Origin of the sequence: Rhodobacter sp. SGA-6-6, assembly GCF_011043545.1 — a bacterium.
Classification (GTDB): domain Bacteria; phylum Pseudomonadota; class Alphaproteobacteria; order Rhodobacterales; family Rhodobacteraceae; genus Pseudogemmobacter.
Map to the genome: position 1 here is coordinate 107,292 of NZ_JAAKGP010000001.1, position 24,618 is coordinate 131,909.

The 24,618-nt window shown below is 69.2% G+C and carries 22 protein-coding genes; 6 read left to right on the top strand and 16 right to left on the bottom strand.

Going from position 1 to position 24,618, the window contains the following annotated elements; genetic code table 11:
- The first annotated feature begins 100 nt into the window (after positions 1-100).
- A complete protein-coding gene (locus G5B31_RS00505; RefSeq protein ID WP_165012734.1) occupies positions 101-910 on the top strand; it encodes a serine aminopeptidase domain-containing protein in 810 nt (269 codons plus the stop codon).
- A gap of 233 nt (positions 911-1,143) precedes the next feature.
- Here the strand turns inward: G5B31_RS00505 and uraH are convergent, their stop codons facing one another.
- Positions 1,144-1,503: a hydroxyisourate hydrolase gene (uraH, locus tag G5B31_RS00510; RefSeq protein WP_165013711.1), complete on the bottom strand. Its 360-nt coding sequence runs from the start codon at positions 1,501-1,503 to the stop codon at positions 1,144-1,146.
- A 150-nt stretch (positions 1,504-1,653) separates the two neighbouring features.
- Between uraH and puuE the strand changes: the two genes are divergently transcribed.
- The 4 genes from puuE to G5B31_RS00530 all read left to right on the top strand — a co-directional run bounded on the left by puuE (position 1,654) and on the right by G5B31_RS00530 (position 6,019).
- Positions 1,654-3,069, top strand: coding sequence for an allantoinase PuuE (puuE, locus tag G5B31_RS00515; protein ID WP_165012736.1), 1,416 nt, complete (start codon positions 1,654-1,656; stop codon positions 3,067-3,069).
- A complete protein-coding gene (locus G5B31_RS00520) occupies positions 3,066-3,908 on the top strand; it encodes a bifunctional allantoicase/(S)-ureidoglycine aminohydrolase (RefSeq protein ID WP_165012738.1) in 843 nt (280 codons plus the stop codon). The genes puuE and G5B31_RS00520 overlap by 4 nt, the downstream gene beginning before the upstream one ends.
- Positions 3,909-3,979: 71 nt before the next feature.
- Complete coding sequence (locus G5B31_RS00525; protein WP_165012740.1) at positions 3,980-4,456, top strand: ureidoglycolate lyase; 477 nt, start codon at positions 3,980-3,982, stop codon at positions 4,454-4,456.
- Between the two features lie 84 nt (positions 4,457-4,540).
- Entirely contained in the window at positions 4,541-6,019 is a 1,479-nt protein-coding gene (locus G5B31_RS00530; RefSeq protein WP_165012742.1) for a nucleobase:cation symporter-2 family protein, read from the top strand.
- Positions 6,020-6,088: 69 nt separating this feature from the next.
- On the opposite strand, the gene G5B31_RS00535 is transcribed toward G5B31_RS00530, so the two are convergent.
- The 3 genes from G5B31_RS00535 to G5B31_RS00545 form a co-directional block, all read right to left on the bottom strand.
- Entirely contained in the window at positions 6,089-6,295 is a 207-nt protein-coding gene (locus tag G5B31_RS00535; protein ID WP_165012744.1) for a cold-shock protein, read from the bottom strand.
- 200 nt (positions 6,296-6,495) lie between these two features.
- The gene (locus G5B31_RS00540) at positions 6,496-6,957 is read right to left on the bottom strand and encodes a GNAT family N-acetyltransferase (RefSeq protein WP_240904222.1); all 462 of its coding nucleotides are present in this window, start codon (positions 6,955-6,957) and stop codon (positions 6,496-6,498) included.
- A complete protein-coding gene (locus G5B31_RS00545) occupies positions 6,948-9,212 on the bottom strand; it encodes an adenosylcobalamin-dependent ribonucleoside-diphosphate reductase (RefSeq protein WP_165012746.1) in 2,265 nt (754 codons plus the stop codon). Before G5B31_RS00545 ends, G5B31_RS00540 begins: the two co-directional genes overlap by 10 nt.
- 112 nt (positions 9,213-9,324) lie before the next feature.
- On the opposite strand from G5B31_RS00545, the gene G5B31_RS00550 reads away from it, so the two are divergent.
- Entirely contained in the window at positions 9,325-9,753 is a 429-nt protein-coding gene (locus G5B31_RS00550) for a DUF1489 family protein (RefSeq protein ID WP_165012748.1), read from the top strand.
- Between the two features lie 285 nt (positions 9,754-10,038).
- Here G5B31_RS00550 and G5B31_RS00555 read toward each other — a convergent pair whose 3' ends face one another.
- The 12 genes from G5B31_RS00555 to xdhA form a co-directional block, all read right to left on the bottom strand.
- Entirely contained in the window at positions 10,039-10,842 is an 804-nt protein-coding gene (locus G5B31_RS00555; protein WP_165012750.1) for a GH25 family lysozyme, read from the bottom strand.
- A 46-nt stretch (positions 10,843-10,888) separates the two neighbouring features.
- Positions 10,889-11,233 (bottom strand): carboxymuconolactone decarboxylase family protein, encoded by a 345-nt coding sequence (locus tag G5B31_RS00560; RefSeq protein ID WP_165012752.1) that lies wholly within the window; start codon positions 11,231-11,233, stop codon positions 10,889-10,891.
- Positions 11,234-11,299: 66 nt separating this feature from the next.
- Positions 11,300-11,923 carry a DUF938 domain-containing protein gene (locus G5B31_RS00565; RefSeq protein ID WP_165012754.1) on the bottom strand — a complete coding sequence of 208 codons (624 nt, stop codon included), beginning with the start codon at positions 11,921-11,923 and terminating at the stop codon, positions 11,300-11,302.
- The gene (locus tag G5B31_RS00570) at positions 11,920-13,008 is read right to left on the bottom strand and encodes an FAD-binding oxidoreductase (RefSeq protein WP_165012756.1); all 1,089 of its coding nucleotides are present in this window, start codon (positions 13,006-13,008) and stop codon (positions 11,920-11,922) included. The genes G5B31_RS00565 and G5B31_RS00570 overlap by 4 nt, the downstream gene beginning before the upstream one ends.
- A gap of 317 nt (positions 13,009-13,325) precedes the next feature.
- Entirely contained in the window at positions 13,326-14,612 is a 1,287-nt protein-coding gene (locus tag G5B31_RS00575) for an NAD(P)/FAD-dependent oxidoreductase (protein WP_165012758.1), read from the bottom strand.
- A gap of 470 nt (positions 14,613-15,082) precedes the next feature.
- Positions 15,083-16,174, bottom strand: a complete 1,092-nt coding sequence (locus tag G5B31_RS00580) for a BMP family ABC transporter substrate-binding protein (RefSeq protein ID WP_165012760.1) — start codon at positions 16,172-16,174, stop codon at positions 15,083-15,085.
- Between the two features lie 58 nt (positions 16,175-16,232).
- On the bottom strand, positions 16,233-17,165 hold the full coding sequence (locus G5B31_RS00585; protein ID WP_165012762.1) for an ABC transporter permease: 933 nt from the start codon (positions 17,163-17,165) through the stop codon (positions 16,233-16,235).
- Positions 17,165-18,259: an ABC transporter permease gene (locus G5B31_RS00590; RefSeq protein ID WP_165012764.1), complete on the bottom strand. Its 1,095-nt coding sequence runs from the start codon at positions 18,257-18,259 to the stop codon at positions 17,165-17,167. Before G5B31_RS00590 ends, G5B31_RS00585 begins: the two co-directional genes overlap by 1 nt.
- Before the next feature lie 39 nt (positions 18,260-18,298).
- Positions 18,299-19,858 carry an ABC transporter ATP-binding protein gene (locus G5B31_RS00595; protein ID WP_165012766.1) on the bottom strand — a complete coding sequence of 520 codons (1,560 nt, stop codon included), beginning with the start codon at positions 19,856-19,858 and terminating at the stop codon, positions 18,299-18,301.
- A complete protein-coding gene (gene xdhC / locus G5B31_RS00600; RefSeq protein WP_165013715.1) occupies positions 19,812-20,786 on the bottom strand; it encodes a xanthine dehydrogenase accessory protein XdhC in 975 nt (324 codons plus the stop codon). The genes G5B31_RS00595 and xdhC overlap by 47 nt, the downstream gene beginning before the upstream one ends.
- The gene (xdhB, locus tag G5B31_RS00605) at positions 20,779-23,187 is read right to left on the bottom strand and encodes a xanthine dehydrogenase molybdopterin binding subunit (protein WP_165012768.1); all 2,409 of its coding nucleotides are present in this window, start codon (positions 23,185-23,187) and stop codon (positions 20,779-20,781) included. Before xdhB ends, xdhC begins: the two co-directional genes overlap by 8 nt.
- Entirely contained in the window at positions 23,184-24,590 is a 1,407-nt protein-coding gene (gene xdhA / locus G5B31_RS00610) for a xanthine dehydrogenase small subunit (RefSeq protein WP_165012770.1), read from the bottom strand. The genes xdhB and xdhA overlap by 4 nt, the downstream gene beginning before the upstream one ends.
- Between the last annotated feature and the right edge of the window lie 28 nt (positions 24,591-24,618).

Here is a 24,618-nt window from a genome sequence, read left to right on the forward strand (position 1 = left end):
GCAAGTTCACTGAATGCGGCGGGAGAAAACCCTTTTTGCCTTGCCTCCGCAAGGCCGGGAATCATCACTGCTGCGGCATCGGCGGAAAGGCGGGGCGGCCATGGACAGGGGCCAGAAGATCAGGGTGCCAGAGGCCGCGCGCGGCGGCAAGCGGGCCGTGCCGGCGCGCGTTTTCCAGCCGCTGGCGGCGTCCTTTCCGTGGTCGGTGCAGCTCCTGCCCGGGCCGGGCGAGGCGCTGGTGGTCTCCTTCGCCTCGGTCGGACACGATCCCTTGCGCACGCCCTCGCCCGAGTTCGTCGGCTCCGCCACCGCGGGCGGGCGGCCGGCGCTGTTCCTGTCGGACGCAAGCCGCAGCTGGTGCAATGCGCCCGGCTTCGCCGAGGTGCTGGCCGGGGCGGTCGATGAGGTGAAGGCGCGTCGGCCGGAGCGGCAGGTGCTGCTGATCGGCCAGTCGATGGGGGCCTTCGCCGCGCTCGCCGCCGCCAGCCTGATCCCGGCGGATGCGGTCATCGCCATCAGCCCGCAGTTCTCGGTCGATCCCGCGGTGATGCCGGAGGAGCGGTGGAGCGGCTGGACCCGCCGCGTCGCCGCCTTCCGCTTCCCCGCCGCGCCTCTGCCCGAAGGACCGCGCATCATCCTGATGCACGGGATGGCGGACGACCTGCCGCAGGCGCTGGCCTTCCCGCAGCGCAAGGGGGTGGATCACATCCTCTTTCCCGGCCTGACCCATTCCGCGCTGGCTCCGCACCTCAAGGCCCGCGGCTGCCTGCCCGGGCTGATCGAGGCGGCGCTGGAGGCCGACCGCCGCCGCCTGCTGCGCATCTGCGCCAGCGCCGGAGGGCGGCTGCGGCAGAGGATGACGGATCGGGATTCGGCGCCGGACGCTCCGCCCCCGGATCGGGCGGGATAAGGCGAGGCAATGCCTCGCCCCCGCCCGTGCGTATCGTATCAACCGGAGACGCTGGCGGCACATTCCCCGAGAGGCCAGCGCCCGACCCGGCGGGCGAGAAGCGCCCGCCGGGGGCGGGGCGGGCGCTGGCCGGGCCTTGAGGGCCCGGCCGGGACAAGGGGAAGCGTTACCCTGTGGCGAAGGCGATGGCCTTCGCCAAGGCGAGGGAGCGGATACCGATCCGGTCCGGCGACTCAGCTGCCGCGGTAGGTGGAATAGGCGAAGGGAGAGATCAGCAGCGGCACATGATAGTGTTGCCCGGCATCCGGCACCCCGAAGCGGATCGGGATCTGGTCGAGGAACAGCACCTCGCCCGCCGCCTGCCCGCTGCTCCGCAGGTAGTCGCCGGCGAAGAACACCAGCTCGTAGCTGCCCTCCTCCAGCTTGTCGCCCGCCAGCATCGGCGCATCGGTGCGGCCGTCGGCATTGGTCACCGTCTCGGCGATCTTCCGATGCGAGTTCCCCGTCACCCGGTAAAGCGCGATCCTCACTCCCGCCGCCGGTTTCCCCCGCGCCGTGTCCAGCACATGCGTCGTCAACCGCCCGCCTGCCATTGCCATTCTCCCCTGCCGGTTTGCCTGCCCCATACTAGCCATCTCGGCGGCCCGGGCGAGCATGGCTGCGAAAGAAAGGTCTTTCGCCGATTTCTTGAAAGAATATTCTGCGGGCGCCGACTAATCTTCGCCAAAGATCAGGAGAGCCCCATGAACCGCTATCCCCGCGATTTCCGTGGCCACGGGCCGAACCCGCCGGATGCCGCCTGGCCGGGCGGCGCGAAGATCGCCATCTCCATCGTGCTGAACTACGAGGAGGGCGGCGAGAACTGCCTGCTGCACGGCGATGCGCAGTCCGAGGCCTTCCTGTCCGACATCGCCGGCGCGGCGCAATGGCCGGGCCAGCGGCACTGGAACATGGAATCGATCTACGACTACGGCGCCCGGGCCGGGTTCTGGCGGCTGCACCGACTTTTCGTCGAAAAGTCGATCCCGGTCACCATCTACGGCGTCACCTCGGCGCTGGCCCGCAACCCCGAGCAGGTGGCGGCGATGAAGGCGGCCGGCTGGGAGATCGCCTCGCACGGGCTGAAATGGGTGGAGCACCGCGAGATGCCCGCCGAAGAGGAAGCCCGCCAGATCGCCGAGGCCTTCCGCCTGCATGAGGAAGTGGTCGGCGAGCCGCCGCTCGGCTGGTATACCGGGCGGTGCAGCATGAACACCGTGCGGCTGACGGCCGAGACGCAGCGCCTTGCCTGGATCTCCGACACCTATGACGACGACCTGCCCTGGTGGCTGGAGGTCGGCGACCACGATCAGCTGGTGATCCCCTATACGCTGGAGGCGAACGACATGCGGTTCGCCACCGCGCCGGGCTACATCACCGGCGAGCAGTTCTTCCAGTATCTGAAGGACAGCTTCGACACGCTCTATGCCGAAGGGCAGGACGGCCGCGCCAAGATGTTCTCGATCGGGCTGCACAACCGGCTGATCGGCCGCCCGGGCAAGTTCGCCGGGCTGAAGCGCTTCCTCGACTATGCCCAGGGGCACGAGGGCGTCTGGTTCCCCCGCCGCATCGACATCGCCCGGCATTGGGCGGCGGTGCATCCGCCGAAGCGGATCGAGCGGCCATCGCAGATGACCCGCGAGCGTTTCGTCGAACGCTTCGGCTCGGTCTTCGAGCATTCGCCCTGGATCGCCGAACGCGCCTTCGACCTGGAACTCGGGCCCGCGCATGATTCCGCCGCCGGCCTGCACAGCGCGCTGGCCCGCGTCTTCCGCTCGGCCGGCCGCGACGAACGCCTCGGCGTCCTCAAGGCCCACCCCGATCTGGCGGGCAAGCTGGCGGCGGCGAAGCGGCTGACGGCGGAAAGCACCGCCGAACAGGCCAGCGCTGCGCTGGACGCGCTGACCGACGACGAACGCGCCGCCTTCCAGCGGCTGAACGCCGATTACGTGGCCAAGCACGGCTTCCCCTTCATCATCGCCGTGCGCGACAACACCAAGGCCTCGATCCTTGCCGCCTTCGCGGAAAGGATCGGCAACGACACCGAGACCGAATTCGCCACCGCCTGCCGGCAGGTGGAACGGATCGCCGAGCTTCGCCTGAAGGACCAGCTGCCATGACCGGATACTACGCCCCGAAAGGCGGCCTGCCGCCGCAGACCGCGCTGATGACGCAGCGCGCCGTCTTTACCCCGGCCTATGCCTTCATCCCGAAGGGCTGCTTCTCCGACATCGTCACCAGTTGCCTGCCCGGCTGGACCGGCACCCGGCTCTGGGTGATCGCCCGGCCGATGTCCGGCTTTTCCGAGACCTTCAGCCAGTATGTGATGGAAGTCGCCCCCGGCGGCGGCTCGGATTCGCCCGACCCGGAAACCGGGGCCGAGCATTGGCTGTTCTTCACCGAAGGGCTTGCCACCCTGACCATCGGCGGCACCGGCTACGAGATGGAGGCCGGCAGCTACGCCTATATCCCCGCCGGCACCGCCTGGAAGCTGCTGGCCGAGGGCAAGGACCACGCCCGCTTCCACTGGCTGCGCAAGCTCTACGAGCCCGCGCCGGGCGTGGCGGTGCCCGGGCCGCTGGTGATCAACGAACGCGACGTGCCGGTGCGCTGGATGCCCGACACCAACGAACACTGGGGCACCACCCGCTTCGTGGAGCCCGAGGACGTCCGCCACGACGCCCATGTCAACATCGTCACCTTCAAGCCGGGCGGGCTGATCCCCTTCGAGGAAACCCATGTCATGGAGCACGGGCTCTACGTGCTGGAGGGCAAGGCGGTCTACAAGCTGAACCAGGACTGGGTGGAGGTGGAGGCCGGCGATTTCATGTGGCTGCGCGCCTATTGCCCGCAGGCCTGCTATGCCGCCGGTCCGGGGCCGTTCCGCTACCTGCTTTACAAGGACGTGAACCGCCACGCCAAGCTGCGCGGCCCGGGCGCCTTCGGGCCGCCGCGCTGATCCCGGGTTTTCGCCGAAAACCCGCAATCCCCGAATTTTCGGCGAAAATTCGTGCCACCGGAGACGTGACCATGCGCCAGATCCTTGCCGCACCGCTGACCGCCGAAGCCTTCGCTCCCTTCGGCGAGGTGCTGGAGGCCGGCGGCGATTTCCGCCTGATCAACGAGGGCCTCTGCCGCCGCCACCACGACCGGGCGCGGCTGGACTTCGGCCCGGAAGGCCGCGCCGGCATCTCGGTCTTCGATGCCGAACCGCGCGCCCTGCCCTACAGCTTCGACCTGGTCGAGCGCCACCCGGAGGGAAGCCAGGCCTTCATCCCGATGACCGCCGCGCCCTTCCTGGTGATCGTCGCCGCCGACACGGCAAGCCGGCCGCTGGCCTTCCTGACCAATGGCGCGCAGGGCATCAACCTGCACCGCGGCACCTGGCACGGGGTGCTGACGCCGCTGTCCGCGCCCGGCCTTTTCGCCGTGGTGGACCGGATCGGCGCCACGCCGAACCTCGAAGAACACCGCTACGCAGAGCCGTGGACGGTCCTTGCCCCCTGACCGGGGCTTCTAACCGGATCGCGCGCAGGGGCAGCGCGAAGACGGCGCGAAGATAACGCCCCGAGGGAAAAGGATAACCAAGGGATGACCACGCACGTTCATCCGGTGGACGAGGTTCTCGCGCCGCCAAAACTCTTCACGCTCGGCCTCCAGCATGTCCTCGTGATGTATGCCGGTGCCGTAGCCGTGCCGCTGATCATCGGCCGCGCACTCAGCCTCAGCCCCGAGGATGTGGCCTTCCTGATCTCGGCCGACCTCTTCGTCTGCGGCATCGCCACGCTGATCCAGTCGATGGGCGCCACGAAATACCTGGGCATCCGGCTGCCGGTGATGATGGGCGTCACCTTCGCCGCCGTGGGCCCGATGGTCGCGATGGCGGGCAACAATCCCGGCCCCGATGGCGCGCGGACCATCTTCGGCGCCATCATGGCGGCGGGGGTGATCTCGATCCTGATCGCACCGCTGATGTCGAAGCTGCTGCGCTTCTTCCCGCCGGTCGTCACCGGCACCATCATCCTCGTCATCGGCGTCAGCCTGATGCGGATCGGCATCAACTGGATCTTCGGCAACCCGGTCGGCCCGACCGCGCCGCAGATCGTGGACCCGGCCCATGCCGAATGGCTGAAGGCCGTGACCGAGGGCGCCGCCGCCGCCGGCCTGCCCGAAGCCCCCGGCGGCCTGTCGCTGGCGCCGAAGCTGAACAACCCGGCCTATGCGCCCCTTGGCAACATCGCCGTCTCGGCGGTGGTTCTGGCCTCGATCCTGCTGATCGCGCGCTTCGGGCGTGGCTTCGTCGCCAATATCTCGGTCCTCCTCGGCATCGTGATCGGCGCGGTCATCGCCTTCGCCATCGGCGCGATGTCCTTCGGCAAGGTTGGCGAGGCACATTGGTTCGGCCTGATCACCCCCTTCCACTTCGGCACCCCGGTGTTCGAATTGGTGCCGATCATCACCATGTCGCTGGTGATGATCGTGGTGATGATCGAATCCACCGGCATGTTTCTCGCCCTGGGCGAGATGACCGACAGGAAGGTGACGCAGCCGATGCTGTCGGCGGGCCTGCGCACCGATGGCGTCGGCACGCTGATCGGCGGCATCTTCAACACCTTCCCCTATACCTCGTTCAGCCAGAACGTCGGCCTCGTCGGCGTGACGGGGATCAAGAGCCGCTATGTCTGCGTGGCGGGCGGCATCATCCTGATCGTCCTCGGCCTGATCCCGAAGATGGGGGCGCTGGTGGAATCGATCCCGACCATGGTTCTGGGCGGGGCGGGGATCGTGATGTTCGGCATGGTCGCCGCCACCGGCATCCGCATCCTGTCCGGCGTGGACTTCGCGAAGAACCGCAACAACCTGTTCATCGTCGCGGTTTCCCTGGGCTTCGGGATGATCCCGCTGGTCGCGCCGGCCTTCAAGCAATGGATCTGGCACGACCTGCATCCGCTGATCGAATCCGGCATCCTGCTGGCCTCGATCGCCGCGGTTCTGCTGAACGCCTTCTTCAACGGCGCCTCCGGCTCGCTGGACGAGATCAAGGCGGCGGCATCGAAGGCCGATCACTGAAGCCCGGCCCCTGCAAAGCAAAAGGCCCCGCATCTGCGGGGCCTTTCCGTTTCCGCCGGGGCGGAAAGCTTATGCCAGCGCCAGGTTGATCGCCGATTCGCGGCCGTCGCGGCCACGCTCGACGTCGAAGGTCACCGCCTGCCCATCGGGCAGCTCACGGATGCCGGCGCGTTCCATCGCCGAGATGTGGACGAACACGTCCTTCGAGCCGCCTTCCGGGGCGATGAAGCCGAAACCCTTGGTGCTGTTGAACCATTTCACGGTGCCATTGGCCATCGTGGATACTCCTGTCATGTCGCCACCCGCGGAATGCGATGGCCCGGCTTCGTCACGAGAAAGATCGAGTGCCTGAAGCCGCAAGGGAGACAGAAGTTCGATGATCGAGTGGTGTCGCCCTTCCCACATGGGGCATCGGCGGCCTCATTGCAAGCCCGGCGTGGAAACACGGGCCGATTTGCGCCGGCCCGGCACAAAGATCACAGCCGCAGGTCGTAGGTGGTCCAGCGGGTCTTTTCCGCCACCCGGTCGTAAAGCCCGCGGGCGCGGTAGTTGTCTTCCGCCGTGATCCAGCGGATCGCCGTCCAGCCGCGGGCGCGGCCCTGATCGGCCACCGCCCGGATCAGCGCCGCCGCCGCGCCCGATCCGCGCGCCCCGGGGTCCACGAACAGATCGTCGAGAAAACCACCCACCGAAGCCGAGAGCGGCCGCGCGAAGGCGCGGAAATGCGCAAGGCCGACCAGCCGGCCGTCGACCTCGGCCACCAGCCCCTCGGTCTCGTGCCCCGGATCGTGCAGCCAGCTCCAGACCCGGTCGCGCATCGCGCCGGTCTGCTCCACCCGGTAGAATTCGGCATAGCCGGCATAAAGCCGGTCCCAGCCCTCGCGGTCGCCCGCCGCCACCGGCCGCACCGTCACCTGTCCCATATCGCTCACCCGCATCTGGAATGGCCGCAGGCGCCGCAGGTCATGCAGCCCTCGACCATCCGCATCTCCTGGGCGCCGCAGGCGGGGCAGGAGGCCCCGCGCGCGCCGACCGCCATCACCGCCGCCTTCGGATCGGACTTCAGCCCCAGCCCCTCTCCGGCGATGAAGCCGATGTCGATCAGGTGCCGCTCGATCACCCCGCCGATGGCGGCCAGGATCGAGGGGATATACTTGCCCTCCATCCACGCGCCCCCGCGCGGGTCGAACACCGCCTTCAGTTCCTCGACCACGAAGGAGATGTCGCCGCCGCGCCGGAACACCGCCGAGATCATCCGGGTCAGCGCCACGGTCCAGGCGAAATGCTCCATGTTCTTCGAGTTGATGAAAACCTCGAAGGGCCGCCGGTGGCCGGCGATGATGATGTCGTTGATGGTGATGTAGAGCGCGTGCTCCGACCCCGGCCACTTGATCTTGTAGGTCTGCCCCTCCAGCGCCGCCGGCCGGTCCAGCGGGTCCGACAGATAGACCACCTCGCCCCCGGTCTGCGGTTGCGCGGCGGGCGGCACCGCGGCGGTCTCGGAGACCGTCAGCACCGACCCCGTCACCTCGTTGGGGCGATAGGTGGTGCAGCCCTTGCAGCCCTGATCCCAGGCGGCCATGTAGACCTCCTTGAAATCGTCGAAGGAGATGTCGGCCGGGCAGTTGATGGTCTTCGAGATCGAGGAATCCACCCATTTCTGCGCCGCCGCCTGCATCCGCACATGATCGAGCGGCGGCAGGGTCTGGGCATCCACGAAATGGTCGGGCAGGGGCGCATCGCCGAATTTCTCGCGCCACAGGCGGACGGCGTAATCGACCACCTCCTCCTCGGTCCGCGACCCGTCCTTCTGCAGCACCTTGCGCTTGTAGGCATAGGCGAAGACCGGCTCGATTCCCGAGCTGACATTGCCGGCGTAAAGCGAGATCGTTCCGGTCGGCGCGATCGAGGTCAGCAGGGCGTTGCGGATGCCATGGGCGGCGATGGCCTCGCGCACATCGGCATCCATATGCCGCATGTTGCCCGAGGCCAGATAGCCCCCGGCCTCGAACAGCGGGAAAGCGCCCTTCTCGCGGGCCAGATCGACCGAGGCCAGATAGGCCGCGCGGGCGATGGCGTGCATCCACCGCTCGGTCACCTCCGCCGCCTCTTCGGAACCATAGCGCAGCCCCAGCATCAGCAGCGCATCGGCAAGGCCGGTGACCCCCAGCCCGATCCGCCGCTTGGCCTGCGCTTCCTGCGCCTGTTCGGGCAGCGGGAAGCGGCTGACGTCCACCACGTTGTCCATCATCCGCACCGCGACCCGCACCAGCCGGTCCAGCGCCTCCAGGTCCATCGCGGCCCCGGGCGCGAAGGCCCCGGCCACCAGCCGCGGCAGGTTGATGCTGCCCAGCAGGCAGGCGCCATAGGGCGGCAAGGGCTGCTCGCCGCAAGGATTGGTCGCGGCGATGGTCTCGGCATAGCCGAGGTTGTTCATCGCGTTGATGCGGTCGATGAAGATCACCCCCGGCTCGGCATAGTCGTAGGTGGACCGCATGATCCGGTTCCACAGGTCGCGCGCCTGCACCGTGCGGTAGACCTTGTCGCCGAAGACCAGCTCCCAGGGGCCATCCGCCTTGACCGCGGCCATGAAGGCATCGGTTACCAGCACGCTGAGGTTGAACATCCGCAGCCGGGCCGGGTCGCGCTTGGCCTCGATGAAGGTCTCGATGTCGGGGTGGTCGCAGCGCATCGTCGCCATCATCGCGCCGCGGCGGCTGCCGGCTGACATGATGGTGCGGCACATCGCGTCCCAGACATCCATGAAGGACAGCGGCCCGGAGGCATCCGCCGCCACCCCCTTCACCTCGGCCCCCCGCGGCCGGATGGTCGAGAAATCGTAGCCGATGCCGCCGCCCTGCTGCATGGTCAGCGCGGCTTCCTTCAGCGCGTCGAAGATGCCGCCCATCGAATCCGGGATCGTCCCCATCACGAAGCAGTTGAACAGCGTCACCTGCCGCCCGGTGCCCGCCCCCGCGGTGATCCGTCCGGCGGGCAGGAAGCGGAAATCCTCCAGCGCCTCGTAGAAGGGCTGCTCCCACCGCGCCGGATCGGCCTCGGGCTCGGCCAGCGCGCGGGCGATGCGGCGCCAGCTGTCCTCGACCGAGCCGTCGAGGGGCGTGCCGTCGGCCTCCCTGAAGCGATACTTCATGTCCCATATCTGTTCGGCAATCGGGGCATCGAAGCGCGACATCGGGCGAGTCGTCCTTGAACTTGTGGATAAGCCGGGCGGAAGGCCCAAGATACGCCCGCTGCGGCCATGGGTCAACTTGCGGCGGCCGGCGCAAAGGTTAATCTGGCAGGCGATGGAACAGCTGCACATCCTGAAGCTCTGCGTCGGCGCCGAAAGCGTCGAGGACCTGGACCAGTGGCAGGCCGCGCAGGCACCGCGCTGGCCGGCGGGCTGCGCCGTCCACGTCACCCGGATGTGGCCGAAGCGCGAGGCGGAACTCTTGTCCGGCGGCTCGCTCTACTGGGTGATCAAGGGGGTGATCCTCTGCCGCCAGCGGCTGATCCGGCTGGAAGAGCGGCGGGGCGACGACGGCATCCCCCGCTGCGCGCTGGTGATGGACCGGCAGATCCTGCGGACCGAGGCGGCGCCGCGCCGCCCGTTCCAGGGCTGGCGCTACATGCAGGGCAAGGATGCGCCGCGCGACCTGGCCCCGTCCCGCAGCGGCGACGATTCGATCCCCGAGGACCTGGCCCGGGCACTGGCCGAGATCGGGCTGCGGTAGCGCAAGGCGATATCCAGCGCCGTGCTTTGGCCGGGCGGGAGAAGGCGAGGCACTGCCTCGCCCCCGCCCGCGCGCAGGGGTTGCACCCGGAAACATTGTTCACGAGAAACCCGAGAGGCCAGCGCCCGACCCGGCGGGCGAGAAGCGCCCGCCGGGGGCGGGGCGGGCGCTGGCCGGGCCTTTGGGGCCCGGCCGGGACAAGGGGATGCGTTGCGCGGTGGCGAAGGCGATGGCCTTCGCCAGGGAGGCCGGGCAGGTTCCCGCCGCAGACCCACCCGGCCGCCCCTAATGCACCCGCGCCGCCAGCCAGTCGCGCCAGTTGTCTTCCGACCCGGCGAAGACGTTGATGTCCACCTTGCCCGGGATCCCCGGCACCAGCCCGGTGGAGGTGTATTGCCAGAAGGTCCAGGGGTGGCCGTCATACAGTTCCGCCGGGTGCTTCGCCACCGCGCGCAGCCAGAAATCCGCGCCCTCCACCCGCCACATCTGGTTGTCCTCGAAGAAGTCGATCGAGGTGTAGAGGATCGGCCTTTGCCCGTAATGCGCCGTCACCGCGCGCAGGAAGATGGCGGCGTCGCGGCGGATGTCCTCGGGCGGGCGGCGGATGGTGCAGGTGGGCGAGAACGGCGTCCATTCCATGTCCAGCACCGGCGGCAGCATCCCCGGCGTCTTCGGGACGTGGCGGATGAACCACTGCGCCTGCTCGATGGCCGGGCGGCAGTGGTAGAAGAAGTGATAGGCGCCGCGCCGGACCCCGGCGCGATGCGCGCCGCGCCAGTGGTCGCGGAACATCTCGTCCACCCGGTCGCCGCCCTCGGTCGCCTTGATGAAGGCGAAGTTGACGCCGTTGGCCCGGGCCTCGGCCCAGTCGATGCCGGTCTGGTATTTCGCCACGTCGATGCCATGCACCGGATAGGCCCGCGGCGGCCTGCCGCCGTGGTCGGCAGGCTTGGCATCGCCGAAATTGGCGCTGACCACCCGGTCCGCCGGCACGGCCACGGCAGGCCGGGCATCGGGACGGTCGGGGGAACGGGAGCCGCCACAGGCGGCAAGGACAAGGCAGAACACAAGCAGCAGGGCGTTTCTCATGCCCGCACCATGGCGGCAGATCGGCGCCCTGTCACTCCGGAATCGGTCAGCCGGCGGGCGCCGCCAGCTCGTCCCAAGCCGCCAGCGCATGGGCGGCATACATCAGCGCCGGGCCGCCGCCCATCTGGATGCACATTCCCAGCACATCGCCCAGGTCCTCGCGCGTCGCGCCCGCCTTCATCAGCGCCTCGACGTGGAAGTTGATGCAGGGCTCGCAGCGCTGCGAGATGGCGATGCCGAGCGCGACATATTCCTTCTCCTTCACCGACAGCGCCGGCCCCTCCTTCGCCGCCTTCGACAGTTCGGCGAAACCGGCGGCGACCGGCGGCATCAGCTTGTTCATCACCCGCAACTCGGCCCGCATCGACTGGATCTTTTCCCGGTAGCCCATGGCGCATCTCCTGCTTCTGACAGGGGGGGTCCTGCCATGGGCCGCGGCGGGCGGCCTTGACACATATCAAATCTTGAATGCGATCAGCATCAGGTTGTTGGCGGGCATCGGCGTGACCTCCACCCCCAGCCCGGCGGCACCCATCCGCGCCATGACCCAACCGAGGTCCTTGTAGCCCAGCCGGGGGTCCTGCGCCCGGAGGTCGGCGTCGAAGGCCGCATCGCCGGCCGAGGTCGCCCGCCCCTCGCGCAGGAACGGCCCGTAGACCGCCAGCCGCCCGGCCGGAGCCAGCGCTCGGGCCGCCTCGGCGATCAGCACCGCTGCGCCTTCCTCCGGCACCAGATGCAGCAGGTTCACCGCCAGGATGGCGTCCCACTCCTCCCCCGCCGACCATCCCGGCGCGCAGGCGTCCAGCAGCCGCGGGGCGCGCGCCACCGCTCCGGACCAGGCGGCGATGGAGGCGAAGTTGCCCGGCTCCACATCCGTTGGCTGCCAGTCCGCCGCCAGCGCCGGCGCGAGGGCCGCAGCGTGCTGGCCGGTGCCGGAGGCCAGTTCCAGCACCCGCGCGCCCGGGCGGACCACCCGGCGCAGCACGGACAGGATCGGCCCGGCATTCCGTTCGGCCGAAGGGGCGTGGCGGCGGCCGTCCGCCCCGACCTGCGCCCCGCTGTCGGGCAGCCGCAGGCTCATCCGAACCGCCCGGGCGACAGCGCCGCCACCAGTTCGGGCCGCAACTCGGGCGGGCGGCCGAGGATCAGGTCGGCGGCCAGCCGGCTGGCGCCGCCGCTGGACTGGAAGCCGTAGCCGCCCTGCCCCGCCAGCCAGAAGAACGACGGCTCGCGCGGATCGCGGCCGATCACCAGCACCCGGTCGGGCGCGAAGGTGCGCAACCCGGCCCAGTTGGAGATCACCCGCGTCACCGGCGCGGTCACGAATTCCTCGTAGCGCGCCAGACCCTCGGCCAGCACCATGTCGTCGGCCCAGGCGTCGTGGGGGTCCATCGGGTGTTCCTCGGCGGGCGAGACGATCAGCGCCCCGGCGTCCGGCTTGGCATACCAGTCCTCGCCCGGGCCGAAGATCATCGGCCATCCCGATACGTCCAGCCCGCCCGGCGCCGGGATGCGCGCCATCGACCGGCGGTAGGGCTGGAATCCCAGCGGCCGCACCCCCGCCATCCGCGCCACGCCGTCGACCCAGGCCCCGGCGGCGTTGACCAGCAGCGGCGCCTCCGCCTCGCCGCCCGGCCAGAGGACGCGCCAGCCCTTGGCCGTGCGCTCGATCCGCTCCACCCGCGCGCGGGTGACGATCCGCCCGCCATTGGCGCGAATCTCGCGGGCGAAGCCCTGCAGCAAGAGGTCGGTGTCGATGTCCTCGGCATGGCTGGCATGGCCCGCCATCCTGACCACATCGGAGTTCAGCACCGGCACCAGTTCCAGCGCCCGCTCCACCGGGATCGGCTCGAAATGCATCCCCTCCAGGTCGGCATCGAAGGCCGCCCGCTGGTCCTCGCGCCCCACCAGCAGCAGGCCTCGCGGCGACAGGATGCCGGGGACCGAGCGGAAATAGTCTTCCGAGGCCAGCGACAGCTCCACCACCGCGGGGGCGCCATAGCGCGGCTCATACAATGCCGCCGAGCGGCCCGAGGCATGATGGCCGAGCGCCTCTTCCGCCTCCAGCACCAGCACCCGGGCATGGGGGGCGAGCCGGGCGCCGGCCGAGATCCCGGCGATGCCGCCGCCGATGAGGATGATGTCGGGGGCGCTGTCGGCGGTCATCTGGTCTTTCCGTCCGGGGTGGGGCTATCCCCGGCATATAACCCCGCCTTGCGGGGGAAATGAAGCACCGCTTGTCAGGAGACCGGAGCGGGCGGGAGAAGGCGAGGCACTGCCTCGCCCCCGCCCGTGCGTGGCATGTCAACCGGAAACATGTCGGCCCTAAACCCCGGGAGGCCAGCGCCCGACCCGGCGGGCGAGAAGCGCCTGGCCCAAGGGCGGGGCGGGAGCTGGCCGGGCCTTTGGGGCCCGGCCGGTGTGGGTTGAACTGTTGCGCTGTGGCGAAGGCACGTGCCTTCGCCAAGGCGAGCGCCCCGGCCCTACCCCTTCCGGCTTTCCTTCAGCTTGGCGATCCCCATCGCCTTCATCGCCAGCGTCTCGTAGAACGGCTCCGAGGTGCCCTTCTTCAGCTTGCGCATGAAGTATTTCTCGAAGCCGACCTTGGCCAGATGCACCCATTTGCCGCTGGAGGACCAGTTGACGTTGCGCGGCGGGATCTGCGGCTGCGCCACGAAGGCGATGCCCCCGTCGCCGAAATCGGCCAGGCAGACCGCGTTCCAGGTGCCGACCTGGTCGGGCTCCTTGCCGCGCAGCAGGTTGCCGATGTTATGGGCCGTGGCCGTCACCATGCTTTCGATCATGAAGCCGGTCTTCGGCACGCCGCAGGGCACCGGCGTCGGCCCCATCGGCGGGATCGCCACGCAGACGCCGACGGCGAAGATGTTGGGGAAGGCCGGGTTCCGCTGGTGCCGGTCGACGATGGTGAAGCCGCGGGGGTTGGACAGCCCCTCGATGCCGCTGACCGCCGGGACGCCGCGGAAGGCCGGCAGCATCATCGAGAAGGCGAAGGGCAGTTCGCGGGTGGCGCGGAGGCTGCCGTCCTCGGCCACTTCCTCCACCCACATCTTGCCCTCCTCCACCTTCTTCACCCGGGCCGAGGTGATCCATTTGATGTGCTTCTCGCGCATCTGGCTTTCCAGCAGGCCCTTGGTGTCGCCCACCCCGTCGAGGCCGAGATGGCCGACATAGGGCTCGGCGGTGACGAAGGTCATCGGCACCCGGTCGCGGATCTTCGCCTGCCGCAGCGCGGTTTCCAGGATGAACAGGAATTCGTAGGCCGGGCCGAAGCAGCTTGCCCCCTGCGCCGCGCCGATCACCACCGGGCCGGGGTCCTTCAGCAGCCGCTCGTAGACCTCGCGGGCCTTCAGCGCGTGGTCGATGTGGCAGACCGACTGGGTATGGCCGCCGTGCGGGCCGAAACCCTCGATCTCGTCGAAGGCGAGGTCGGGGCCGGTGGCGATGATCAGGTAGTCGTAGTCGACCGAGGAGCCGTCCTCCAGCTCCACCCGGTTCTCGGCCGGATGGACCTTGCGGGCGGCGGTGGGGCGGAAGCCGATGCCCTTCTTCGCCATGGTCGGAGCCAGGTCGACGGTGATGTCGTCGCGCTCGCGCCAGCCGACGGCGATCCAGGGGTTCGAGGGCACGAAGTGATAGGTCGGGTCGCGGGTGACGACGGTGATCCGGTCCTCGGGCCGGAGTTGTTCCTTCATCTCGTAGGCCATGATGGCCCCGCCCAGGCCCGCCCCCAGAACCACCACATGCGCCATTGCGAATCCTCCCCCTCGCGCCCCGCCTATCATCAGTATACATTCGCATGTTTGAATTTCAAAACAGGAAATGCGCGGCGGCGAGGTTTGCCCAAGCCTGGGCCGGGCGGGAACAGGCGAGGCACTGCCTCGCCCCCGCCCGTGCGCGAAGGTTCAACCGGAGACATTGGTCACGCTAAACCCCGAGAGGCCAGCGCCCGCCCGGGCGGGCGAGAAGCGCCCGCCCGGGCGGGGCGGGCGCTGGCCGGGCCTTTGAGGCCCGGCCGGGACAAGGGGAAGCGTTGCACTGTGGCGAAGGCGATGGCCTTCGCCAATGCCCCGGCGGAGCGGCGGGGTGAACCCCGCCCTACGGCCATTCGCGGCCGGTCCGATGGGTGGAGTCCGGTGTAGGGCGGGGTTCACCCCGCCTCCTCCGCCGCAAAGCGAAAGGCCCGCGCGAGGCGGGCCTTTCCCTTGTCATCCGCGAAGGATCACTTCGGCAGTTCGGCGGTGATGCCTTCGACGAAGAAGTCCATCCCCAGCAGGTCGCCGTCCGGCGCGGTCGCGCCCTCGGCCAGCCAGTCGCTGCCGTCCTGCTTCTTGATCGGGCCGGTGAAGGGGTGCAGCGTGCCCGCGGCGATGTCGTCGCGCACCTTCTCGGCCGCGGCCTTCACCTCGGCCGGAACCGCTTCGGTGATCTCGCCGATCAGCACCTCGCCGCCGGCGATGCCGGCCCAGACGTCCTTCTGCTCATAGGTGCCGTCCAGCAGCGCGCCGATCCGCTCCACGTAATAGGGCGCCCAGTTGTCGATGATCGAGGACACGCGGGGCGAGGGCTTGTAGGCCTCCATGTCGGACGCCTGGCCGAAGCCGATCACCGCGCCGCCCGCCTTCGCGGCCTCGGCCAGCGGGGCGGTCGAGTCGGTATGCGCCGCGATCACGTCGACGCCCTGGTCGATCAGCGCCTTGGCGGCATCGGCCTCTTTCGCCGGGTCGAACCAGGTGAAGGCCCAGACCACCGAGACCTGCACATCGGGGTTCACCTTCTTCGCCGCCAGATAATAGGCGTTGATGCCGTTCATCACCTCGGGGATCGGGAAGGACCCGATGTAGCCGATCTTGTTCGACTTGGTCATCATGCCGGCGATGGTGCCCTGCACCGCGCGGCCCTCGTAGAAGCGGGCGTTGTAGGTGGAGACGTTGGCATGGTCGCGCTTGAAGCCGGTGGCATGCTCGAACTTCACGTCGGGGAACTTGGCGGCCACGGCATTGGTGGCGTCCATGTAGCCGAAGGAGGTGGTGAAGATGATGTTGCAGCCGCCAAGCGCCATCTGGGTCAGCACCCGCTCGGCATCGGCGCCTTCCGGCACGCTTTCCTGATACTGGATCTCGACCTTGTCGCCGTATTTCTCCTGCACGGCCAGCGCGCCCTGGTGGTGCTGGTAGGTCCAGCCGCCGTCGCCGATCGGGCCGACATAGACGAAGCAGGCCTTCACCTTGTCCATGCCCTGCGCGAAGGCGCTGCCGCCGAGGGCCAGGCCGAGGGCCAGCGAGGCGCTTGCAAGCAGGTGTCTGCGTTTCATTCGGTAGTCTCCCCGTTGTGGCGAGGCCTTTTCGCGGCCCCGCAATGTTGTGCCGCTTCTAGCGCGCGGCGTGAAAGTTCTGTCCCAGGCTGGCGGGCGCCCCCATCGAGGCCTTGCCGCGTCCCGAGGACATGATGACCAGCACCACGATGGTTAGCAGATAGGGCGCCATGGACAAGTATTCGACCGGGATCGCGCTGCCCGCTGCCTGCAGGTTCAGCTGCAGCACCGAGATGCCGCCGAAGAGCCAGGCCCCGGCCAGCACCCGCCAGGGCCGCCAGCTGGCGAAGACCACGATGGCAAGGGCGATCCAGCCGGCGCCGGCGGTGATCCCGTCCACCCATTGCGGCACTCGCACCAGGCTGATGTAGGCCCCGCCGATCCCCGCCATCGCGCCGCCGAACATGATGCAGAGCAGCCGGATGCGGTTGACCTTGTAGCCGAGGGCATGGGCCGCGTCGTGGTTCTCGCCCACGGCGCGGATGATCAGGCCGACCCGGGTGAACTTCAGCACATACCAGGTGGCCGCCGTCATCAGGATCGAGAAATAGACCACCCAGTCGTGGCCGAAGAGGATCGGCCCGGCCACCGGAATCTTCGCCAGCGCATCGGGCAGCAGGCCCACGGTATGCGGCGGCTTGATGCCGTTGTAGCCCTGTCCGCCAAGGCTGCTGAGCCCCAGGCCGAACAGCGTCAGCGCCAGCCCGGTCGCCACCTGGTTGGCCAGGAACACCTGGGTCAGCGCGGCGAAGATCAGGCTCAGCGCCGCCCCCGCCACTGCCCCGCCGAGGAAGCCGGCGAAGGGGCTGCCGGTATGGACCGCCACGACGAAGCCGCCGAGGGCGCCGACGATCATCATCCCCTCGACGCCGAGGTTGAGGACGCCCGAACGCTCCACCACCGCCTCGCCGAGCGCGGCCAGCAGGATCGGCACCGAGGTCGCCATGAGGCCCGCGATCAGGATGACCGGATTGATACCGCCGAAATCCATCACTTCGCCCCCGCGGTTGCAGCCGCCGCCGGCAGGCGGAAGCGGTAGTTGGTCAGCACGTCGACGCCCAGCAGGAAGAACAGCAGCATTCCCTGGAACACCTGGATCGCCGCCGAGGGCAGGCCGAGGTTGGTGGAGGCCATCTCACCGCCCACGTAGGTCAGTGCCATCAGGAAGCCCGCCAGCACGATCCCCAGCGGGTTCAGCCGGCCGAGGAAGGCGACGATGATCGCGGTGAAGCCGTAGCCGGTGTTGAAGTCGATGCTGATCTGCCCGGCCGGGCCCGCCACCTCGAACAGGCCCGCAAGGCCCGCCAGCGCGCCGGAGATGCCCATGCACATCACCACCAGCCGGGTCGGGTTGACGCCGTGGAAGCGCGCCGCCCGCGGCGCCTGCCCCGCCAGCCGGATCTGGAAGCCGGCGATGTGGCGGGTCAGCAGGATGTAGATCAGCACCGCCGTCACCAGCGCCGCCACCCCGCCCCAGTGCAGGCCCAGGCTCTCGATCAGATAGCCGTTCTTCGCCGCCGGATAGGTGTTGAAGTTGCGGCTGCCGGGGAAGCCCATGCCTTCCGGGTTCTTCAGGAACGAGGTCGAGGCCTTGGCAAGGATCGTCTGCGCCACATAGACCAGCATCAGCGAGACCAGGATCTCGTTGGTGTTGAACCGCGTCTTCAGGATCGCCGGGATCATCGCCCAGAGCCAGCCGCCGAAGGCGCCGGCAATCACCATCGCCGGGAAGATCAGCCGGTTCTCGGTCGGGAACACCGCCAGCCCCACCGCCGCGCCGCAGATGGCGCCGATGATGTATTGCCCTTCCGCCCCGATGTTCCAGATCCCGGCCCGGAAGCCGAGCGCGAGGCCGATGGCGATCAGGATCAGCGGCCCCGCCTTCACCAGCAGTTGCCCGCGCAGGTAGAAGGCGAATTCGCCGAAGATCGGGTCCCAGAAGATGGTGCGGATCACCTCGATCGGGTTCTTGCCCATGGCGGCGAAGAGGATGCCGCCCACCACCATGGTCAGCAGCACCGCGACCGGCGGCGTGGCGTAAAGCCAGAACCGGCTGGGGTTCGGGCGTTTCTCAAGCCGGATCATGCGGACACCCCCGATTTTTCGGCGAAAAATCGCATTCCCTCATTCCGCATGATGCGCAACCTCCATCCCGTGGGCGCCGCCCATCATCAGGCCGATCTGGTCCATGGTCAGGCCCTGAACCGGCACCGGCTTCGTCAGCCGCCCCTCGTTCAGCACCGCGAAATTGTCCGAGACCTCCAGCAGTTCGTCGAGGTCCTGGCTGATCACCACCACCGCGGCGCCTTCCGCCGCGCGGTCGAGGATCGCCTGCCGGATCGCCGCCGCGGCGGCGGCGTCCACCCCCCAGGTCGGTTGGTTGATCACGATCACCGAGGGCGACTGGTTCAACTCGCGCCCCATCAGGAACTTCTGCAGGTTGCCGCCCGACAGCGCCCGCGCCGCCACCTCCGGCCCCGGGGTGCGCACGTCGTATTCGGCGATCACCTCCTCGGCGAAGGCGCGGGTCTTGCCCCAGTCGATGAAGCCGCGGTTCACCAGCCCGCGCCGGATCGCGCCGGTCAGGAAGGCGTTCTCGATCAGGCTCATGTCCGGGGCCGCCGCATGGCCGTAGCGGTCCTCGGGGGCGGAGACGAGGCCCGCCTTCCGCCGCTCCACCGGGCCGAGGTCGCCCGCCGCATGGCTGGCGATGCGCAGCCGGTCCGGCTCCACCCGCAACTCGCCCGACAGCGCCAGCAGCAATTCGTCCTGCCCGTTGCCCGCCACCCCGGCGATGCCGAGGACCTCGCCCTTGGCCACGGTGAAGGAGACGTTCTTCAGGCTGGTGCCGAAGGGAATGGGCGAGGCGACCGACAGGTCGCTGACGCCGAGCGCGACTTCGCCCTTGTCGACCGGGTGCCGCTCCGGCGGGGTCAGGGTGGTGCCGACCATCAGCTCGGCCATCTCCCGCGCCGTCCGCTCGCGCGGGGTGCAGGTGCCCACCACCTTGCCGCGGCGCAGGATCGTCGCCTCGTCGCAGAGCGCCTTGATCTCCTCCAGCTTGTGGCTGATGTAGAGGATCGCCGTGCCCTCGGAGGACAGCTGCCGCAGGGTCTTGAACAGGATCTCCACCTCCTGCGGCGTCAGCACCGAGGTCGGTTCGTCCATGATCAAGAGCTTCGGGTCCTGCAGCAGGCAGCGGATGATCTCCACCCGCTGGCGCTCGCCCGCCGACAGGTCGCCCACCATCCGCGCCGGGTCCAGCGGCAGGCCGTATTCCTCGCTGACCGCGCGGATGCGGCTGGCGAGTTCCCGCATCGGCGGCGGGCTTTCCATCCCCAGGGCCACGTTCTCGGCCACGTTCAGCGCCTCGAACAGGCTGAAGTGCTGGAACACCATCGCCACCCCCAGCCGCCGCGCCTCGGCCGGCTTGGCCGGCTGGTAGGGCTGGCCGCGGAAGGTCATGCTGCCGCTGTCGGGCCGGACCAGCCCGTAGATCATCTTGACCAGCGTGGATTTCCCCGCGCCGTTCTCGCCCAGCAGGGCATGGACCTCGCCCTCGCCGACGGTGAAGCCGACATCGCTGTTGGCGATCACCCCCGGATAGGCCTTGGTCACGCCGCTGATCTTCAGCAGCTCAGGCCGTCCGGCCCCGCCGCCCTTTTCCGTCCCCGTTCCCGTCATCCGCGATCTCCGTCTCGGATTTTCTTTTCATTTTGAGTAGCTGGACCGCGACACCCAATGCAATCGCCTGCGGAAGCTTGCCCAGGGATCGGTCCCCGATGGGACAGGTGATGCGGTCGATGGCAAGGGGCTGGTGCCCCAGTGCCCGCAGGCGCGACCGGAACCGCGCCCATTTGGTGGCCGAGCCGATCAGGCCCAGCCAGCCGAAGCCCCGCAGCAGGAGCCGGTGGCAAAGCTCCAGGTCCAGCGCGTGGGAATAGGTGACGATCAGATGCAGCGCCTCGGCCGGCGCATGGGCCGCCAGCGCCTCGGGCGCGGGGGACCAGACCGGGGTCACGCCCTCGGGGATGTCCTCGGGGAACCGCTCGCGGCCGGTGTCGACCCAGGTGATCTGGAATTCCGGCAGCGGCGCGATCACCGAGACCATTGCCCGGCCGACATGGCCGGCGCCCCAGATCCACAGCTGCCGCTTCGCCACCGCCACAGGCTCGACCAGCCAGCCCTCGACCAGCCGCGCCGCCGGAAGCTGGCCCTGGCCGCGCGCATCGGCCAGCAGGCGGTGCACCGCCAGCGGCATCTCCCCCGTGCCGGTGGCCACCGCCGCCCGGCCTTCCATTTCCGCCAGCGCCGCCTCGTCCACCACCGCGGTGACCAGCGTCACCGCCCCGCCGCAGCACTGGCCGAGCGCCGGCCCCAGCGGCACCCGCGTCCCCACCGGCCCGCCGCGCCGCGCCAGCAGCGCCCGCGCCTTCTCGGCCGCATCGTATTCCAGCGTGCCGCCGCCGATGGTGCCGCTCTGGCCCCCCGGCCAGACCAGCATCTCGGCCCCCGGCTCGCGCGGGGAGGACCCGTCATGCGCCGCGACCACGACGCGCGCGACCGGGCCATGCGCCGCCACCGCGGCGCGCAGGGCGACCGGATCAAGCATCGGCATTCCCCCGATTTTTCGCCGAAAAATCGTGCCCGGCCCGCACCCGATCCACCGCCGCCAGCACCGCCTCAGCGGTCGCCGGCGCCCGCAGGTCGGGATAGACCGAGCCGTCGCCGCAAGCCTCGACCGCATGGGACAGGGCCAGGAAGGCCGAGATGCCCAGGTTGAACGGCGGCTCGCCCACTGCCTTCGACTTGCCGACCGAATCCTCGGGGTTCGGCCGTTCCCACAGCTTCACGTTGAACACCCGCGGCCGGTCGGAACAGGCCGGGATCTTGTAGGTGCTCGGCGCATGGGTCGCCAGCCGGCCCTTGCCGTCCCAGACCAGCTCCTCGGTGGTCAGCCAGCCCGCGCCCTGGACATAGGCGCCCTCGACCTGGCCGATGTCCAGCGCGGGGTTCAGGCTCGATCCGGTGTCGTGCAGGATGTCCGCCCGCAGGATGCGGTTCTCGCCGGTCAGGGTGTCGATCACCACCTCGCTGACCGCCACGCCATAGGCGAAGTAGAAGAACGGCCGGCCCTGTCCCTTCACCCGGTCCCAGGTGATCTTCGGCGTGGCGTAATAGCCGGTGGAGGACAGGCTGACCCGCGCCTGATAGGCCCAGGCCGCGACCTGCTCGAAGGGATATTCCGCCCCCTCGACCCGGACCATGCCGTCCTCGAACCGCACCTTGTCGGCGGTGACCTGATGCTTCTCGGCAAGGAAGGCGGCCATCCGGTCGCGGATCGCCTCGGCCGCCTGTTTCGAGGCCATGCCGTTCAGGTCCGACCCCGACGACGCCGCGGTGGCCGAGGTGTTCGGCACCTTGCCGGTATCGGTGGGCGTGATCCGCACCTTTTCGGCGTCCAGCCCGAAGACATGCGCCACCACCTGCGCCACCTTCTGGTTCAGCCCCTGCCCCATCTCGGTGCCGCCATGGTTCAGGTGGACGGACCCGTCCTGATAGACATGCACCAGCGCGCCGGCCTGGTTCAGCCAGGTCAGGGTGAAGGAAATCCCGAACTTCACCGGGGTGAAGGCGATCCCGCGTTTCAGCACCGGGCTTCCGGCGTTCCATTCGGCAATCTCGGCCTTGCGGCCCCAGTAGTCGCAGGAGGCCAGCAGCTCGTCCATCATCGCCCGGCCGATGAAATCCTCGACCGGCATCCGGTAGGGGGTGGTCTGCACCTCCGGTTCCGCCGCCTTCGGCGAATGCGCCCCGGCATAGCGCTTGCCGGTGCCCGGACCCGTCTTCACATCGCCCATCTCGCGGTAATAGTTGACGCGGCGCACCTCCACCGGGTCCTTCTTCAGCGCAAAGGCGATGTGGTCCATCACCCGTTCCGCCCCGATGATCCCCTGCGGCCCGCCGAAGCCGCGATAGGCGGTGCCGCTGGCGGTGTTGGTCTTCAGCCGATGGCTCTCGATGCGGATGTTCGGCATCCAGTAGCAGTTCTCGGCGTGCAGCATCGCCCGGTCGGCCACCGCCAGGGACAGGTCCTGCGACCAGCCGCAGCGGATCAGGTGGACGTATTCGATGCCCAGAACCCGACCCTCGTCGTCATGGCCGACCTTGTAGCGGACCTTGATGTCATGGCGCTTGCCGGTCACCACCATGTCGTCGTCGCGGTCGTAGCGCATCTTGCAGGCGCGCCCGGTCATGCGGGCGGCCAGCGCGCAGGAGATCGCCAGCCAGTTGCCCTGCGCTTCCTTGCCGCCGAAGCCGCCGCCCATCCGCCGGGTCTCCACCCGCACCGCCGACATCGGCAGGTGCAGGGCATGGGCGACCTTGTGCTGCACTTCCGTCGGGTGCTGGGTCGAGGAATAGACATGCACCCCGCCGTCGTCGCCCGGCACCGCCGCGGCGATCTGGCCCTCCAGGTAGAAATGCTCCTGCCCGCCGACCTCCAGCTCGCCCTCGATCACATGCGGGGCGGCGGCGATGGCCGCGGCAGCATCGCCCATGGTCCAGACCGAAGGCCCGTCCTCGAAGCGGGAATTGGCGGCCAACGCCTCTTCCGGCGTCAAGAGGGCCGGGGCTTCCCGATACTCGATCTTCGCCCGCCGAGCCGCCTTGCGGGCGGCGAGGTGGCTTTCCGCCACCACGATGAAGATCGGCCGGGAGTGGAACTCGATCTGCTTCGAGGTCAGCAGCGGCTCGTCGCCCAGCGAGGGCGAACAGTCCGGGATGCCGTGGAACTCGCGCTCCAGATCCTCGGCGGTGATCACCGCCACCACGCCGGGGGCGCTGCGCACCGCCGAGAGGTCCATCGCGGTGATCTCGCCGCAGGTGATGGTAGACAGGCCGAAGGCCAGGTGCAGCACCCCCGCCGGCAGCGGGATGTCGTCCAGATAGCGCGCCTGCCCGGTCACATGCAGCGGCGCGGAATCGTGGGGAAGCGGCTTGCCGATGCTCATGCCTCCACCTCCAGCACCGAGACCGGAACCCCGGCCAGATCGTGGAAATAGCGCCGCATCATGTTCTGCGCGGTCTTCATCCGGTAGGCGGAAGAGGCGCGCATGTCGGTCAGCGGTGCGAAGTCCTGTGCCATGGCCTGCATGGCCCGGGTGATGGTCGCTTCGGTCCACTCATGGCCCTGAAGGGCCGCCTCGGCGTGGGAGGCGCGCTTGGGGATGCCGGCCATGCCGCCGAAGGCGATCCGCGCATCCGTCACGCGGCCATCCGCGATGGTGACGTTGAAGCAGCCGCAGACCGCGCTGATGTCCTGGTCGAAGCGCTTCGACAGCTTGTAGCAGCGCAGGGCGGGCGCGGTGACGGGAATGCTCACCGCCTCGACGAATTCGCCCGGCAGACGGTTCTGCTTGCGGTATTCGATGAAGAACTGCTCCAGCGGCATCTCGCGCCGGTCGTTGCCGCGCCGCAGGTGCAGCGTGGCGTCCAGCGCGATCAGCGCCGGCGGGCCGTCGCCGATGGGCGAGCCGTTGGCGATGTTGCCGCCGATGGTGGCCGCGTTCCGGACCTGGGTGCTGGCATAACGCCGCAGCATCTCGGCGAAGGAGGGGTGCAGGTCCTGCACCGCCGCCCGCAGATCGGTGATCGTCACCCCGGCGCCGATGCGCAGGGTGTCGCCCTGCCGCTCGATCCGGCGCAGGTCGGCGATGCCGTTCAGGAAGGCCACCGGCGTCAGGTCGCGCAGCTGCTTGGTCACCCAGAGACCGACATCCGTTGCCCCCGCCACCAGCACCGCGTCCGGATTGGCCAGATACCACTCCGCCAATTCTTCCGAGGTCGTGGGCCGGAACGCCCCCGGCACCTCGGTCGCGGCCAGTTGCGCAAGCCCGGCGCGGTCGGCCGTCATCCACTCCGGCACGGGCGCCTCAACCGCCGCCTCCGCCGCGCGGATGATCGGGGCATAGCCGGTGCAGCGGCACAGGTTGCCCGCCAGCACGTCGTCATGCGCGCGGTCGCCGTTGGCATGGGCCACCGCCATCGACACCACGAAGCCCGGGGTGCAGAAACCGCATTGCGAGCCGTGATGTGCCACCATGGCGGATTGCACCGGATGCGCCTGGCCTTGCGGGCCGGCGATCCCCTCGACCGTGCGCACCGCCTTGCCCTGCAGCTGCGGCAGGAACAGGATGCAGGCGTTCAGCGCCTTCGATCCGTCCTGATCCGTCACCATCACGGTGCAGGCGCCGCAATCGCCCTCGTTGCATCCTTCCTTGGTGCCGCAAAGTCCCCGTGTCTCGCGCAGCCAGTCCAGCAGCGTCCGCGTCGGGCTTTCGCCCGTCACGCGCACCGGCGCCCCGTTCAACAGGAACGCGATCCCAGACTCTGGCCCATCTGCTGGCCCGGTCATATGTCAGTCCGCCGCCTTCTCCCCGGTC